This window comes from Gordonia sp. OPL2 (genome assembly GCF_003797825.1).
Lineage (GTDB): Bacteria > Actinomycetota > Actinomycetes > Mycobacteriales > Mycobacteriaceae > Gordonia.
Map to the genome: position 1 here is coordinate 243,133 of NZ_RKME01000003.1, position 15,118 is coordinate 258,250.

Consider the following 15,118-nt stretch of genomic DNA (forward strand, 5'->3'; position numbering starts at 1 on the left):
CGCCGCCTGCTGCCGATTCGTTGGTCGTGTCACCGTTCCAGTGTGTCACGTCGGCGGGGAACGGTTCGCTGCTCATCGGCAGTCACGTCGTCGCCGCGCCGCACGACGCCCGCAGCGGCGGCGGCGAACACAAGGGCTCCGATCGCGACGACGAGACCGATCGCCAGAGTGCTGCGGTTGCTGATGAAGCCGACGACGGCCGGTCCCGCGAGCATGCCCAGGTAGCCACAACCGACGACGAGCGAGATGCTGCGCCCACTCGACTCGGTGGTGAGGTTGCCCGCCGCGGTGAAGATCTGCGGGATGAGACCAGCGAGTCCGATCCCGAACACCGTCCAACCGACGATCGCCACCCACGCCGCCGGAGCCACCACCGCGAGCGTCATCCCGACGATGCCGATCAGCGCCCCGTAGCGGACGACCGCGACGGGCCCCATCGCGGCCGCGACCGGGTCGATGCCGAAACGCGCGACCGTCATCGCGGCGCTGAACGCACCGAAGGCGATCGCACCGACCGACTCCGGACTTCCGAAGGTCTCGACGATGTGCAGTGCACTCCAGTCGTACGCGGTGCCCTCTGCCAGCATCAGCGCGAATGCGACCGCCGCCAACAACACCAGCCGACGACGATCGATGCCGTGCCACCACCGGTGTGACGCCGCCTGCCGCGGGGCGTCCGACGCCGACGACTCGACCGACGACGACTCCACTGGTTCACGGATCCCGCCAGGCAGGAGGCCCCAGGCGACGCAGACGATCACGACGAGCCCGACACCGCCGGCGACGGACACTGTCGCCAGGACCGGGACGTCCAGCCACAGGGTGAGCGCGACGACACCCGACCCGACGAGACCGCCCACCGAGAAGAACCCGTGGAACGAGGACATGATCGGCCGGCCGTAGTCGCGTTCGACCGCGACGGCCTGCGCGTTCATCGAGACGTCGAGGGCACCGTTGGCGAAGCCGAACCCGACGAGGGCGATCGCCAGGGTCCCGGCACCGGCTGCTCTCACCGGTGCGAGGATCACCAGCGAGAGCAGGACGGCCGCGACAACGGTCGTCGGGCGCGATCCCCACCGGTCGATGATCGGACCGCACAGCTGCATCCCGACGAATGCGGACCCGCCGAGTAACAGCAGCATGCCGCCGAGGGCATCGTGTGAGATACCCGTCCGTTCGGTGACGACCGGGATGTGAGCGACCCACATCGCCGCGAGAAAACCGTTCAGCGCGAAGACCGTGGCCACCGACACCCGTGCACGGCGAGCGGCCGTCGCGGCCGACCGCACGCCGGCCATCACGTGAGGCGCCGGTCGATCCGCTCGACCTTGCCGGTCATCTCGTCGAGGTGGCCGGGCCGTATGTCGGCCTTGAGCACGAGCCCGACCCGCGGTGCGTGATCGGCGACGGCGTCGGTGGCCGCTTTGACGACTGACATGACCTCGTCCCACTCACCCTCGAGGTAGGTGAACATGGAGGTGGTCTGGTGTGGAAGTCCGGACTCGCGGACCACCTTGACGGCCGACGCCACCGCAGCGTTCATCCCGCCGTCGGCGTCGACGGCGTCGCCACCCGACGGTGTCAGGCTGAACGCGACGATCATCAGTGCGTCACCGTCAGGCGGCGACGCGCGGTGCGGCCGTGTCGTCGGAGAGTTCGGCGAGGTGGCCGTTGCGCTGGGCCCACCACTCGAAGACGAGTGTGCCGAACGGCGGGATCGAGGACACCAGCGCCAGCAGCGTCACGACGACGCCCCAACGCAGCTGGACCGCGGTGATCAGCGACACCACGACGAACAGTACGAAGACGATGCCGTGCACCATGCCGGGCACGGCCACCGCCTCGGTGTGTCCGAGAACCCACTTGAAGAACATGGCGATCAACAACGCCAACCAGGTGATCGCCTCCAGGACGGCGACGAACCGGAAGCGTTTGGCAGGGGTGCTGAGATCCAAGAGGTGCGACATGAGCTCCATTGTGCCGAATCGGACATGATCCTACGACAAGGTGTAGTAGAAGTCTCCTCTGGAGACGTCCGTCCACGGACCCGCAATCAGCTCGCAGGCACCCGAATGATGAGGGCATCACCCTGTCCGCCGGCCCCGCACAGCGCGGCCGCACCGACACCGCCACCACGACGCTGCAACTCGAGCGCCAGATGCAGTGCGATACGAGCTCCCGAGGTCCCGATCGGATGGCCGACGGCGATCGCGCCGCCGTTGACGTTCACGATCTCCGGGTCCACGCCGAGCTGCTTGGCGGAGGCGAGCCCGACCGCGGCGAAGGCCTCGTTGATCTCGATCAGGTCGAGGTCGGTCGGCGAGATGCCGGCGCGGTCACACGCCTTGACGATGGCGTTGGCGGGTTGGGCCTGCAGCGACGAGTCCGGACCGGCGACGACACCGTGGGGGCCGATCTCCGCCAGCCAGCTCACGCCGAGTTCGGTGGCCTTGGCCTTGCTCATCACCACGACCGCGGCCGCGCCGTCGGAGATCTGCGACGAGTTGCCCGCGGTGATCGTGCCGTCCTTGCGGAACGCCGGACGGAGACCGGACAGCGACTCCGCCGTGGTGTCGGCCCGCACGCCCTCGTCCTCGGCGAAGACGATCGGGTCACCCTTGCGCTGCGGGATCTCCACCGGCACCACCTCGTCGGCGAACACCCCGTTCTTCCAGGCGATCGCCGCGCGCTGATGACTGCGGGCGGCGAACTCGTCCTGCTCGGCGCGGGTGAAACCGCGGGTCACGTCGGCCTCGGGCGCACTGGTGTCGACATCGTTGCCCTGCTCGGTCAGCGCACCCATCGGCTGATCGGTGAACGCGTCCCACAAGCCGTCGAAGGCCATGTGGTCGACGAGTTCGGTGTTGCCGTACTTGAATCCGCCACGACTTCCCAGCAGCAGATGCGGCGCCTGGGTCATCGACTCCTGCCCACCGGCGACGACGCAGTCGAACTCACCGGCGCGGATGAGCTGATCGGCGAGCGCGATCGCGTCCACTCCCGACAGGCACATCTTGTTGATGGTCAACGTCGGCACATCCCAGCCGATCCCGGCCTTGATCGCGGTCTGGCGCGCCGGCATCTGCCCCGCCCCGGCGGTCAGCACCTGGCCCATGATCACGTACTCCACCGCCGACGCGGGCACCCCGGAACGCTCGAGCGCACCCTTGATGGCGACCGCACCCAGATCCACCGCGCTGAAATCCTTCAGCGACCCGAGCAGACGCCCGAAGGGGGTCCGCGCGCCCGCGACGATCACTGTCGACGACTGTTCGGTGGACGTGGACATGGGAGACCTCCAACATCGTGAGGAGCGGCAGACCGAGCGCCCGCTCTGTGCGCTGACACCTCCAACGCTACCGTTAGTGCATGACCACCCGAGCATCAGACCCTGCCGCATCGTCGTCGGCCACGGCCGTCATCTCCGACCTCGTCACCGCTGTCGACCACGTCGGCATCGCCGTGCCCGATCTCGACGCCGCGAAGAAGTGGTACCTCGACCATCTGGGCTTCGAGACCCTGCACGAGGAGACCAACACCGATCAGGGTGTGGTCGAGGCAATGGTCGGTCCGCGCTCGGCGGGGGCGACCGGTGGCGCCGTGATCCAGCTGCTGGCACCACTGAACGACGACTCGACGATCGCGAAGTTCCTCGACCGCAACGGTCCCGGACTCCAGCAGCTGGCCGTGCGGGTCACCGACGTCGAGGCAGTGACCGCACGGCTGACCGACGCGGGCATCCGCGTCCTCTACCCGCAGCCACGTCGCGGGACCGCGGACTCCCGCATCAATTTCGTGCATCCGAAAGATGCGGGCGGCGTGCTGCTCGAGCTGGTCGAGCCTGCGGGGGATTCCCCAGCTCACTGACATCACGGACTGAGATAGACTGTGCCGCATGTCAGCTCCCGCACCGCGGCAACTCCCGTTCGCCATCGTCATGCGCGGCTTCGATCGCGATCAGGTCGCCGAGCATCTGCAGCGCATGGATGCGGAGTTGCGGGTGCTCGCGGCCGACCGTGACGCGGCGACCGCCAACGCCCACGAGCTCGCCGCACATCTCGAACAGGCGCGCGACGAGATCGAGGAACTGCGGCGCGAGATCGACAAGCTCTCGGTTCCGCCCACCACTGCACAAGGCATGAGCGAGCGCCTCGGCCGGATGCTGCAGCTCGCCTCCGACGAGGCGTCTGAGATCCGCGCCGAGGCCGCCGCCGAGGCCGCGGAGATCACCTCGATCGCGCGCCAGGAGGCCGCGTCGCTGCGCGACGACGCCGAGTCCGACGCCGAGCGGGTGCGCGATGCGGCGGAGACCAAGGCCCAGCAGCTCGTCGCCGACGCGGAGGAGAAGTCGCGCAAGGCCCGCGAGAAGGCTGATGCGCTCGCCGCGAAGTCGGCGGAAGAGGCCGAGGAGGCCGCCAAGCTGATCGCCGAACGCAAGGCCGCGATGGAGGCCGAGCACAAGGAGACGATGAGCGCCGCCCGCGACGAGGCCCGACGGATCGTCACCAAGGCCAAGGGTGAAGCCGCCGAACTCGAGTTGCAGAGCACCCGCGCCCGGCAGGCGGAACGGGAACGGCACGACGCGGAGATCACCTCACAGCGCGACCGTGCCCGCCACGAGGCACAACGGATGAAGGACACGGCGCTCGAGATCGCCACCGAACGCCTCGCCCGCTCGCGCGAGTTGGCCGGCAAGGCCGATCTCGCCCGCAAGCAGGTCGTCGATCAGCTCAATCAGGTCCGCGATCAGCTCGCGAAGGTCCCGGCCCAGCTCGCCGAACGCCACCAGGACCTCGCCGAGCTGACCGACAACGACGACATCGAGCTGCTCAACCGCGCGCTCTCGAGCTCCTCACAGGTCAGACGGTCGGGTCAGACCAACGGCGCCACCGCCACCGGCACGAACAGCACCACCACCGCCGACCACACCGCGGCCCCGACGGACACCGCGTCCGACGCCGAGGCCGACGACCCGGCGAAGACGACCACCTGACCCTGGTTCATGCGCGGCGCGACGTCGGCCTCGTTAGGATCCGGCCATGAAGAAGCGTGCGTTCGTGCTGCTCAACCGCGTGATGAATGCGGTCATCGCCCGGCTGCGACCGCGGCGCTTCCGCGGCGCCGACCTCCTGCTGCTGACGACGACCGGACGCAGGAGCGGAGAACCCCGCACCACTCCCCTGATCTACACATCCGACGGTGACCGCTGGATCGTCGTGGCGTCGAACGGCGGCGCCGACTGGGAGCCCGGATGGTGGCTGAATCTGCGTGCCGGCGCCCCGGCGACCGTCGACATCGGCGGGACGGTCACCCCGGTGATCGGAACCGAACTGACCGGCGACGAACGCGCGACGATGTGGTCGATGCTCAACGACGAGGTGTTCGACTACCAGAACTACCAGGACAAGGTGCACCGCACGATCGCGGTCGTCGCGCTGACCCCGGCCCCCTGATACCTACCCCGACCTCGGCATCCCGCCTCAGAACAGGCGGAACTCGTTGCTCTCCGCACCGCGCAAGGCGTCGTAATCCAGTACCAGGCAACGGATTCCACGATCTTCCGCCAGTGTGCGGGCCTGCGGTTTGATCTGCTGCGCGGCGAACACGCCGGAGACCGGCGCCAGGATCGGATCGCGATTGAGCAGTTCGAGATAGCGGGTCAACTGCTCGACGCCGTCGATCTCCCCGCGTCGTTTGATCTCCACCGCCACAGTCGATCCGATGGCGTCGCGACAGAGCAGATCCACCGGCCCGATGGCCGTCATGTACTCGCGGCGGATCAGGCTGTGCCCGGGGCCGAGGGTCTCGACATGTTCGGCGAGCAGTTCCTGCAGGTGCGCCTCCACGCCGTCCTTGACCAGACCGGGGTCGATGCCCAACTCGTGCTCCGAGTCGTGCTCGATCGACGCGATCGTGATGCGCAGTTCCTCGCCCGCCTTGTTCGTGACGACCCAGTAGGCCTGGGCCTCGACACCGTCGGGCACATCCGACTCGGCCATCCAGCACGGCGGGCTCATCCAGTTGAGAGGCTTGTACGCACGATCGTCGGCGTGCACGCTCACCGATCCGTCCGACTTGATCAGCAGTAGTCGTTTCGCCATCGGCAGATGTGCGGTCAATCGCCCGACATAGTCCACTTGGCAGCTCGCGATAACCAGACGCACGTGGGTCAGCTTAACGCCGACCCCATCGCAGCCCGACCATCACACCCCGTCGAATCCGTCGTCGGGACCGTACCGCTGTTTCAACAGGAAGGCCTCGGCGTCGGTGAGCGCCTCGGCCATCGTCGCGTGCACGTGCGGCAGTGTGGGATCGAATCCGCGAAGTGCCTCGGGCGCAACGATGTCGGGAATCACCCGGTCATTGCGGTGCCGGTCCACACTCGCGCGCATGACCCCATCGGGATCGACCACCATGCCGCGCTGACCGCGGTCGTCGAGGGTGTGTTTGAAGGTCAGCACCATCGTCCGTGCCACCGGATCCACGATCCCGATCCGCGAGATGTCGACGATCGCGACGTCATAGCGGTCGATGTCGTCCTCGAGTCGTCGCATCGCGGCCTCGGCCCCGGAGAACGTGAGGTCGCCCTGCAGCTCGTAGACACGCACACGGTCGCGAGACGTCCTCAGGTAGCTTCGCTCACGTTCGGTCCAGTCCTCGCCGACCTCGAACTCGCCGATGTCATAGGTGGCACGGATCGTCACCCGGCTCTCGCGGGTCAGGTTGAACATGTGCAGGCCGAGATCGGTCGACAGATGCCGGCAGGTGTCGATCCCCCGCACGCTGTTGCCGTGGCGGTCGAGTCGGGGCGAATACACGCCGATCCCGAGCTGGCCCGGAAGGACCGCGAGTATTCCGCCACCCACCCCACTCTTCGCGGGCAGTCCGACCGAGGTCACCCAGTCGCCGGCGCCGTCGTACATCCCGCAGGTGGTCATCACCGACAGCACGCGCTGGGCCACCTCCTGGGTCATGATCTGGCGCCCGGTCCGGGGGTTGAGGCCGCCGTTGGCGATGGTTGCGCCGATGACCGACAGATCGTCGGTCGTCACCCGCAGGGAACACTGGCGGTAATACAGGTCCAGCGCCGACTCCGGGTCGGTGTCCACCACACCGAAACTGTCGAGCATGTAGGCGATCGCACGGTTGCGCGCACCGGTCTGTGCCTCCGAGCGGTACACGTCCTCGTCGAGTTCGAGATAGCGGCCCGCACAGCCGGAGTAGAACTCGACGAGTTCGCCGAACACCGAGTCGACCGTCGACGCCGCGACCTCGCGGACCGGCGGCAGCAGCAGTGACGCCGCCATGATGGCCCCGGCGTTGATCATCGGATTGCGCGGACGGCGCTCGGCGTCGACGCTGATCTCGTTGAACGCCTCACCGGACGGTTCGACCCCGATCCGCGCGTCCACCTGCGCCGGACCGAGTCGGCTGAGCACCAGCGCATACGTGAGCGGCTTGGAGATGGACTGGATCGTGAAGGTGACGCCGCTGTCGCCCTGGGAGTAGACATTGCCGTCGTGCACGCACATGGACAGGCCGTACCCGTCGGGGTCCACGCAAGCCAACTCGGGAATGTAGTCGGCCACCGCTCCCGAGGAGTCCGCTGAGCAGACGCCCATGATGTGGCGCAGATATCCGTCGACATGCGTGGTCACGCCTCTGAATCTATGCCACGCGGCCCGTCCTCGGCGCCCCGCACGCCCCGTGGCGGACAACTGCCGATGTGGTGCGACACCGCCCGTGACCCACCACCGTTTCGTCGGTGGTCGACGGGACGAGCCGCTCGGCATCGTGGTCGCAGACGTCCACCGACGACAAAGGAGTCCTCCGGTGTCCCTTCCCCTCTCGACCACCCGCCGCTCACCCGCCCCGCCTGCCTGCGCCGCTCTCGACATCCCGCCGGCATCCCCGTGCCTGACCTTCGAGCCCGCCTCGCGGGCGGCCACCCATGTGCGCGCCCGCCTCGTGTGGCCACACGATGCCCCGACGATGTCCGCACTGATCGCGACCTTCGCCCATTTCGGACTGATCGTCGTCTCCCACGAGGTCCGTCCCGGCGCACCCACCTGCGACGTCCCGCACGACACGCACCTGCTCGTGCTGTCGGCGTCCGATGCGATCGCCTGGGACTCAGCGACCGGTGAGCGCGTGGCCGAGGCGTTCGGCCGGCTCGGTTCGGCCCGCGTCGAGGTCGACGACTTCCTCCGGCTGGTCGTCGCAGCCGGGTTGACCCTCCATGAGGTCGTCCTCATCCGCGCCCTGTGCCGGTACGCGTTCCAGTGTGGGCTGCCCGTGACGCAGGCCGCGACGGTCGACATGCTCGCGGCGACTCCCGCGCTCGTGCGTGAGGTCATCGATCTCTTCGACGCACGCCTACGGCCCGAGGGTGTCGACCACTCCGGGGACGACCGCGACGTCCGGATCGCCGACGCGCAGGCGCGGCTCGACGCAACGATCGCGGCTGCGGTGACCCTCGACGCCGATCGCCTGTTCCGGACGCTGCGCGCCATCGTCCGGGCCACCTTGCGCACCAACTGGTTCCGCGACGGGGTCCCGGATACCCGCGCGCTCGCACTGAAACTCGATCCGCGACTCGTCGCCGGCCCGCCGGCAACCGCGCCGTTTCGCGAGGTGTTCGTGCACTCGGCCGTCGTGGAGGGAAGCCATCTGCGCGGTGGCACCATCGCGCGCGGTGGATTGCGTCATTCCGAGCGGCCCGGCGATTTCCGGACGGAGGTGCTCGGGCTCATGCGGACGCAGACGGTCGAGAACGCACTGATCGTTCCGGTCGGCGCGAAAGGCGCGTTCGTCGTGCGCGGGGGCGACGTCACACCGGACTCGGTCCGCGCGTCCTACGTCGAGTTCATCGGGGCCCTGCTCGACGTCACCGACAACCTGCAGGGCGACACCGTGATCCATCCCGACGACACCGTCGTCACCGACGGGCCCGACCCGTATCTGGTGGTCGCCGCCGACAAGGGCACGGCGCGGTTCTCCGACCTGGCCAACGAGATCGCGGTCCGCCGCGAATACTGGCTCGGCGACGCGTTCGCGTCCGGCGGGTCGGCCGGTTACGACCACAAGGCGATGGGCATCACCGCCCGGGGGACGTGGCTCGCGGTCCGACGGCACCTGTCCGAGGCCGGGATCGAGGTCGCCACCGACGAGTTCACCGTCGTCGGCATCGGCGACATGTCCGGCGATGTGTTCGGCAACGGCATGCTCAGCGCAGCGACCATCCGGCTCGTCGCGGCATTCGACCACCGCCACGTCTTCCTCGATCCGTCGCCGGACGCACAGGCCTCCTTCCTCGAGCGGCAGCGCCTGTTCCACATGCCGGCGAGCAGCTGGGACGACTACGACCGCACGCTCATCTCGACCGGTGGCGGGGTCTGGTCCCGCACCGCCAAGTCGATCCCGCTGTCGGATGCGGTGCGCGCGCTGCTGGGTGTCGACGACACCGCGATGGCCCCGGACGACCTCATCGCGGCGATCCTCCGCGCCGACGTCGACCTGCTGTACAACGGCGGAGTCGGCACCTACGTGAAGGCGTCCACCGAATCCCATGCCCAGGCCCAGGACACGGCCAACGACGCGGTCCGGGTGAACGCCACAGAGTTGCGCGCCACGGCCATCGGTGAAGGCGGCAACCTGGGCCTCACCCAGCGCGCCCGCGTCGAGTTCGCCCTCGCGGGAGGCCGGGTCAACGGCGACTTCATCGACAACGCCGCCGGCGTCGCGACCTCGGATCGCGAGGTCAATCTCAAGATCGCGCTCGAGGTCGCGATCGGAGACGGGATGCTCGCCGAGGCCGATCGCGCCGCGGTCCTCAGCGCACTCACCGACGACGTCGCCGAGGCGGTCCTCGCCGACTGCGACCGCCAGACCCTCGCACTCACCCTGGCCGAGGCGAACTCGTCGTTCCTGCTGGGCCGGCATGCCCGCCTCATCGAGAACCTCGAGGCGACCACCGGGATCGACCGAGTCGCCGAGGTCTTGCCGACCGCGGGGCAACTCGAGGCGCGTGGCCGCGCCGGCCATGGGCTCGTGCGGCCGGAGATCGCGGTCTTGCTGGCGATGTCGAAGAACCTCGTCCGCGACGAACTCCTCGCCTCCTCGGTCCCCGACGACCCTGCCTTCGCCGAGGTCCTGGGCGATCATTTCCCCGCCTCGGTGCGCGAACTCGCCGGCTCCGGGCTGCACCGCCACCGGGTGGCCGCCGAGATCGTGGCGGTCACGGTGGCGAACGACCTGATCGACCACGTCGGTCCAGGCTTCGTGTACCGCGCCGAGGAGCGGTTCGGCGCGAGCACACCCGAGATCGTCCGCGCCTACGCCCTCGCCTCCACGCTGATCGGGGTACGCGACGAGTGGGAGCGGATCGCCACACGCACCGACATCGGCCACGATGTCCGGCTCGCGGAGCTGGCCACCGTACGCTCGGCCGTCGAGCAGGCCACCGGGTGGGTCCTGCGTCAGGATTGGTCCGCGGGCACCGGAGGCGGGCTCGACGTCGCCGGACAGATCGACCGGCTCGCCCCCGGAGTGCGCGAGATCCTCGCAGCCGACATCGACGACGAATTGCTCGCGCACGCACCGGCGCTGAGCGATCTCGCGGTGCGCGTGGGCGTGGACGCCGCGCGTCTGGCCGAGGCGTGGCACCGGGTCGGACATGATCTGCATCTGGGCGCCATCGCCGCGTCGCTGGGTTCGATCGTGACCCACGATCACTGGGAGGCGCTGTCGGTCGCGATCATCGCCGACGATCTCGCCGATGTGCACCTCCTCCTGGCCGCCCGGGCACTCGCGGACGCCGACGACATGCGGGTGTCCGACGCCGTGGCGACGTGGTCGTCGGTCAACGCGACCGCGGTGGCGCGGACCCGCGACACCCTCGCGCGCATGCTCGACGGTCGGATGACCGGCGCGGCAGGCGGTGTCGCGGTCGCCGAGGTGGCGCTGCTGCTGCGTCGCGCCGTCACGCCCGCGCGATGATCGCCAGCAGTAGTTCGGCGCGGACCCGCGCGATCGAGAGATCCACACCGAGCACCTCCTCCGCGCGCGCGATCCGTCCGCGCAGGGTGTGACGATGAACCCCGAGTGCGGAGGCCGCCGCCTCCCACTGACCATTGGCCTCCAGGTACGCACGGATGGACGGCAGGAGTTCGGTGCCGTTCTGCGTGTCGTACTCCACGACCGGGGCCACCAGGATGTCGGCGAGTCCGTCGAGCACCCGGCGGGATTCGGGAAAGGACAGCAGAGCGCGACCGGCCAGAGCACTCGCCTCCTCGGGATGTCCACGACGCACGGCGGACGCCGCCGCCATCCGCGACTGCTCGACGGCCGCGGGAAGATCGTCGATGCGATGCGCGGAACTCAGCCCGATGCGCAGGCCCCGACGCCGTCCCAGGGTCAGCGGCTCGAACAGCCGGGACGCGAACTCGACCGTGTCCGAACCACGCACCAGGACGAGCAGCGCCGCGGAGTCCTCGAGGAGGAACACGGGTCGAGCCGCCGCGACCAGTGCGTCGTCGAGCACACACGTGATCGACTCGACGTCCTGAGGTAGATCGAGGACGGTGAGCACCCGGACCTCGTCCTGTTCGTCCGCGGCGGCGATGACGACGTCGCGCGCCATGCCGAGATCCACCGTGCCCGACAACAGGATGCGCAGCGCGGCCGAATGAATGCGGCTCTGCTGCAGGTGGAGTCGGCGCGGCTTCTCGAAATCCAGCGCCAGCAGCGAGTTGGCATGTCCGATCAGGACCTGATCGGTCGGACGCGGGTCTGTCGAGAACACCACACCGAGGTGACCGTGCACCCGCTTGTCCACCCGGATCGACTGGGTCACGACGACACCCACCTCCTCGGTGGAGACGCTGCTCACGGCGGTCTCGGCATCCCGGGTCACCAACTCGACGACCGATGCGACCACCTCGGTCGCGAGCCCGGCCGGGTAGGTGTCGACGACGCGGATCTCGGTGTCGAGGAGCACCACTGCCGCGGTGCAGGCCACGGACAGCTCGCGCAGCAGCGCGGACGGTCCGCCGCTGACCGCCGCGCGGGTCATCCGCGGCTGCGCGCGCGAGGCCAGCACCACCGCCTCGTACTGCAATTCGGCGAGACGGTCGGTCACGGTCTTCGCGACCGCGACGAAGGGCGTCGGCAGCGGCACCGTGAACAGCGTCAACCCGTGGTACTCGGCGGCCTCAACCAACGCGACAGGAACCTCGTCGTGTCGCAGACCGAGGCCGAAACCCAGTGCAGCCGCGCCACATTCGACGAGCTCCGCCACGTATCGCCGTCGGCCGTCATCGTCGGGGGGCACGCCGATCCCGGTGGTGAGCACCGCCTCGCCGCCGGACAGCCACTCGCCGGGCCGGGCGAGTTCGGACGTGACGACGAACGTGATCTCGGCGCTGTCCGCGTCGTCGCCGGCCACCCGGCGGAGACCGAGTTCGCGCCGCCCGAGCAGCCACCGCACCGGCACACCCATCGCCCACTCCGATCTGTCGAATCGACGGCCCTGCGCACCGCCGTTTCGGCACATGCGGGGCCGTGTGCAGGAGAGCACAGTGAGAACGGCCGCGGCAAGCCCCGGCCGTCACCCGTCCGTCGTTCACGCAGAGACGGACCACCCCGATCACACAGTGGAGGACATCATGCGGGAGGACGCCATGCGGGAGGACACCATGCAGCAGAACACCCCGCGCCTGCTCGTCGCCTACCTCGCCACCAGCGGCGGCGCCGATGCGGTGTCGCTCGGGGTGCGGATGGCGCGCAGCATCGGTGCCGACCTCGACCTGTGCATGGTCGTCCCGGGCGATCGGTCCGCATCCGTGCTCCCGGGCCTCAACTACGACGACGTGCTGCTCGAGCAGTCCAGACAATGGCTCGCCGAGGCGATAAACCTGGTGCCCGCGGACGTCTTCGCGACACCCCATGTCATCGTCGACGACTCACCCGCCCAGGGCCTGATGGATCAAGCGCAGCGCCTGGGAGCCTGCGCGATGGTCGTCGGCGGCTCCGGCGGAGGGATCGCCGGTGGCCATTCACTGGGATCCGTCGTCAACGAGATCCTCCACGCCTCGACGATTCCGGTCGTCCTGGCACCCCGCGGCGCGCGACACTCGGCGACAGACCGGATCCGCGAGATCACGTGCGCGATCGGCACCCTGCCCGGTTCCGAGGAGCTCCTCGGCGCCGCGGTCCGGGTCGCAGCGAGTTCCGGGGTCGGGCTACGACTCGTGTCACTTGTCGCCGTCGACCGCGCAGCGCGCGCGGGTGACGATCGGAGGCGGCGTGCGAACGACCACGCGGCCGAAACGCTGGCGAAGGCGACATCCGCACTGCCGGAATCGATCCCGGTGACCGTACAGATCGGCGAGGGTCGGTCGGTGGAGGCGGCGGTCGACGGCCTGTCCTGGCACGACGGCGACGTCGTGATGGTCGGTTCCAGCCGCCTCGCCCAGCCACACCGACTCTTCCTCGGCTCGACGGCGGCGAAGATGCTGCGGAGCCTCGCGGTCCCGGTGGTGATCGTCCCGCGCGACGACGAAGCCTGACCACGGACGGCGGACACCCGCATCAGACCCGGCATCAGACCCCGGCGCCATCGTCAATACTCCGAAATGGAGTCGATTCCGCCGATCAGCACACCGAAATGTCGCTGTCCGCTCGAGACGACACACGAAACACTCGACGACAGCGACGCACACAACACCTTGGAGCGACCATGACCGACATCACCTACCGACTGCCGCAGAAGCGCCACCTCGTCACCGAATTGCCCGGCCCGCGATCGAGCGAGCTGGCCGCGCGCCGTACGTCGGTCATCCCGGCCGGAGTCGGCTCGTCGGTGCCGGTGTACGCCGCCGACGCCGACGGCGCGGTCATCGTCGACGTCGACGGCAACTCACTCATCGACCTGGGTTCGGGCATCGCGGTCACCAACGTCGGTGCGTCGGATCCGCGGGTGGCGCAAGCGGTCCGCGACCAGGTCGGCCACTTCACCCATACCTGCTTCATGGTCACACCCTACGAGGGATACATCAGGGTCGCCGAGCAACTCTCGGCCCTCACCCCCGGCGATCACGAGAAGCGGACCGTCCTGTTCAACTCCGGGGCCGAGGCGGTCGAGAACGCCGTCAAGGTCGCCCGACTGGCCACCGGGCGCAACGCCGTCGTCGCCTTCGACCACGCCTACCACGGCCGAACGAATCTCACGATGGCGCTGACGGCGAAGAACATGCCGTACAAGCGCGATTTCGGTCCGTTCGCCCCCGAGATCTACCGCATGCCGATGAGCTATCCCTTCCGCGATGACGACGGACTGACCGGCCCCGAGGCGGCCCGTCGCGCAATCACCGCGATGGAGAAGCAGCTCGGCGCCGACGGCATCGCCGCGATCATCATCGAACCGATCCAGGGTGAGGGCGGCTTCATCGTCCCGGCACCGGGATTCCTGCCGACCCTCGCCGCATGGGCACGCGAGAACGGCGTCGTGTTCATCGCGGATGAGGTCCAGACCGGATTCGCCCGTACCGGCGACTGGTTCGCCTGTGAACATGAGGGTGTCGTGCCGGACATCATCACCATGGCGAAGGGCATTGCCGGCGGCATGCCGCTGTCGGCGATCACCGGACGCGCCGATCTGATGGATCTGGTACACGTCGGTGGGCTCGGTGGCACCTACGGCGGCAACCCCGTCGCGTGTGCCGCCGCGCTGGCCACCCTCGACACGATGCGCGAACTGGATCTGCGCGGCCGCGCACGGGCGATCGGGGACGTCGCGCTCGGACGCCTTCGCGCGCTCGCCGCCGAGGTCGACGTCATCGGCGATGTCCGCGGTCGTGGCGCGATGATCGCCATCGAACTCGTGCGGCCCGGCACCGCCGAACCCGATCCCGACCTCACGAAGAAGGTCGCCGCCCGCTGCCTCGCCGAGGGCGTGATCATCCTGACCTGCGGGACCCACGGCAACGTCATCCGCTTGTTGCCGCCGCTGGTGATTGACGACGACCTGTTGGCCGACGGTCTCGACGTGCTCGAGACCGCGATCCGTGCCGCCGGCAACTGATCCACCGCGCCACTGCGCGCCTCGACCCACACGCGC

13 protein-coding genes are annotated in these 15,118 nt (G+C 69.0%); 6 read left to right on the plus strand and 7 right to left on the minus strand.

All coding sequences use genetic code 11. The features are described 5' to 3' along the window. Nucleotides 1-29: 29 nt before the first annotated feature. The 4 genes from EEB19_RS05610 to EEB19_RS05625 all read right to left on the minus strand — a co-directional run bounded on the left by EEB19_RS05610 (nt 30) and on the right by EEB19_RS05625 (nt 3,289). The gene (locus tag EEB19_RS05610; protein ID WP_187583956.1) at nt 30-1,298 is read right to left on the minus strand and encodes an MFS transporter; all 1,269 of its coding nucleotides are present in this window, start codon (nt 1,296-1,298) and stop codon (nt 30-32) included. Further along, nucleotides 1,298-1,603 carry a thiamine-binding protein gene (locus EEB19_RS05615; protein ID WP_187583958.1) on the minus strand — a complete coding sequence of 102 codons (306 nt, stop codon included), beginning with the start codon at nt 1,601-1,603 and terminating at the stop codon, nt 1,298-1,300. The genes EEB19_RS05610 and EEB19_RS05615 overlap by 1 nt, the downstream gene beginning before the upstream one ends. 13 nt (nt 1,604-1,616) lie before the next feature. Then, nucleotides 1,617-1,976, minus strand: coding sequence for a DUF3817 domain-containing protein (locus EEB19_RS05620; RefSeq protein ID WP_187583959.1), 360 nt, complete (start codon nt 1,974-1,976; stop codon nt 1,617-1,619). A 77-nt stretch (nt 1,977-2,053) separates the two neighbouring features. After that, entirely contained in the window at nt 2,054-3,289 is a 1,236-nt protein-coding gene (locus EEB19_RS05625; RefSeq protein ID WP_187583961.1) for an acetyl-CoA C-acetyltransferase, read from the minus strand. Nucleotides 3,290-3,369: 80 nt separating this feature from the next. Here EEB19_RS05625 and mce point away from each other — a divergent pair, with 80 nt between their 5' ends. From mce to EEB19_RS05640, 3 genes are read left to right on the plus strand one after another with little or no spacing between them, the layout of a single operon-like run. Then, complete coding sequence (mce, locus tag EEB19_RS05630) at nt 3,370-3,867, plus strand: methylmalonyl-CoA epimerase (RefSeq protein ID WP_187583963.1); 498 nt, start codon at nt 3,370-3,372, stop codon at nt 3,865-3,867. A gap of 28 nt (nt 3,868-3,895) precedes the next feature. Then, nucleotides 3,896-4,993 carry a hypothetical protein gene (locus tag EEB19_RS05635; RefSeq protein WP_262365456.1) on the plus strand — a complete coding sequence of 366 codons (1,098 nt, stop codon included), beginning with the start codon at nt 3,896-3,898 and terminating at the stop codon, nt 4,991-4,993. Between the two features lie 46 nt (nt 4,994-5,039). Next, nucleotides 5,040-5,453, plus strand: a complete 414-nt coding sequence (locus EEB19_RS05640; protein WP_187583965.1) for a nitroreductase/quinone reductase family protein — start codon at nt 5,040-5,042, stop codon at nt 5,451-5,453. Nucleotides 5,454-5,480: 27 nt separating this feature from the next. Here the strand turns inward: EEB19_RS05640 and nucS are convergent, their stop codons facing one another. Beyond that, entirely contained in the window at nt 5,481-6,164 is a 684-nt protein-coding gene (gene nucS, locus EEB19_RS05645; protein ID WP_187583967.1) for an endonuclease NucS, read from the minus strand. Nucleotides 6,165-6,203: 39 nt separating this feature from the next. Further along, nucleotides 6,204-7,658, minus strand: coding sequence for a glutaminase A (gene glsA, locus EEB19_RS05650; RefSeq protein ID WP_187583969.1), 1,455 nt, complete (start codon nt 7,656-7,658; stop codon nt 6,204-6,206). 175 nt (nt 7,659-7,833) lie between these two features. On the opposite strand from glsA, the gene EEB19_RS05655 reads away from it, so the two are divergent. Next, a complete protein-coding gene (locus EEB19_RS05655; protein ID WP_187583971.1) occupies nt 7,834-10,998 on the plus strand; it encodes an NAD-glutamate dehydrogenase domain-containing protein in 3,165 nt (1,054 codons plus the stop codon). Here the strand turns inward: EEB19_RS05655 and EEB19_RS05660 are convergent. Next, nucleotides 10,982-12,499: a PucR family transcriptional regulator gene (locus EEB19_RS05660; RefSeq protein WP_187583973.1), complete on the minus strand. Its 1,518-nt coding sequence runs from the start codon at nt 12,497-12,499 to the stop codon at nt 10,982-10,984. The genes EEB19_RS05655 and EEB19_RS05660 overlap by 17 nt on opposite strands. A 166-nt stretch (nt 12,500-12,665) precedes the next feature. Here EEB19_RS05660 and EEB19_RS05665 point away from each other — a divergent pair, with 166 nt between their 5' ends. Both EEB19_RS05665 and gabT read left to right on the plus strand, forming a co-directional pair. Then, nucleotides 12,666-13,568, plus strand: a complete 903-nt coding sequence (locus EEB19_RS05665; protein ID WP_262365457.1) for a universal stress protein — start codon at nt 12,666-12,668, stop codon at nt 13,566-13,568. Nucleotides 13,569-13,738: 170 nt separating this feature from the next. Beyond that, nucleotides 13,739-15,082 carry a 4-aminobutyrate--2-oxoglutarate transaminase gene (gene gabT, locus EEB19_RS05670; protein ID WP_187583975.1) on the plus strand — a complete coding sequence of 448 codons (1,344 nt, stop codon included), beginning with the start codon at nt 13,739-13,741 and terminating at the stop codon, nt 15,080-15,082. Nucleotides 15,083-15,118 lie beyond the last annotated feature (36 nt).

Coding starts and splice junctions, on each gene's coding strand:
- EEB19_RS05635 (WP_262365456.1), top strand. CDS start 3,896: ATGTCAGCTCCCGCACCGCGGCAACTCCCGTTCGCCATCGTCATGCGC.
- EEB19_RS05615 (WP_187583958.1), bottom strand. CDS start 1,603: ATGATCGTCGCGTTCAGCCTGACACCGTCGGGTGGCGACGCCGTCGAC.
- EEB19_RS05660 (WP_187583973.1), bottom strand. CDS start 12,499: ATGGGTGTGCCGGTGCGGTGGCTGCTCGGGCGGCGCGAACTCGGTCTC.
- EEB19_RS05610 (WP_187583956.1), bottom strand. CDS start 1,298: ATGGCCGGCGTGCGGTCGGCCGCGACGGCCGCTCGCCGTGCACGGGTG.
- gabT (WP_187583975.1), top strand. CDS start 13,739: ATGACCGACATCACCTACCGACTGCCGCAGAAGCGCCACCTCGTCACC.
- EEB19_RS05620 (WP_187583959.1), bottom strand. CDS start 1,976: ATGGAGCTCATGTCGCACCTCTTGGATCTCAGCACCCCTGCCAAACGC.
- EEB19_RS05665 (WP_262365457.1), top strand. CDS start 12,666: ATGCGGGAGGACGCCATGCGGGAGGACACCATGCAGCAGAACACCCCG.
- EEB19_RS05625 (WP_187583961.1), bottom strand. CDS start 3,289: ATGTCCACGTCCACCGAACAGTCGTCGACAGTGATCGTCGCGGGCGCG.
- mce (WP_187583963.1), top strand. CDS start 3,370: ATGACCACCCGAGCATCAGACCCTGCCGCATCGTCGTCGGCCACGGCC.
- EEB19_RS05640 (WP_187583965.1), top strand. CDS start 5,040: ATGAAGAAGCGTGCGTTCGTGCTGCTCAACCGCGTGATGAATGCGGTC.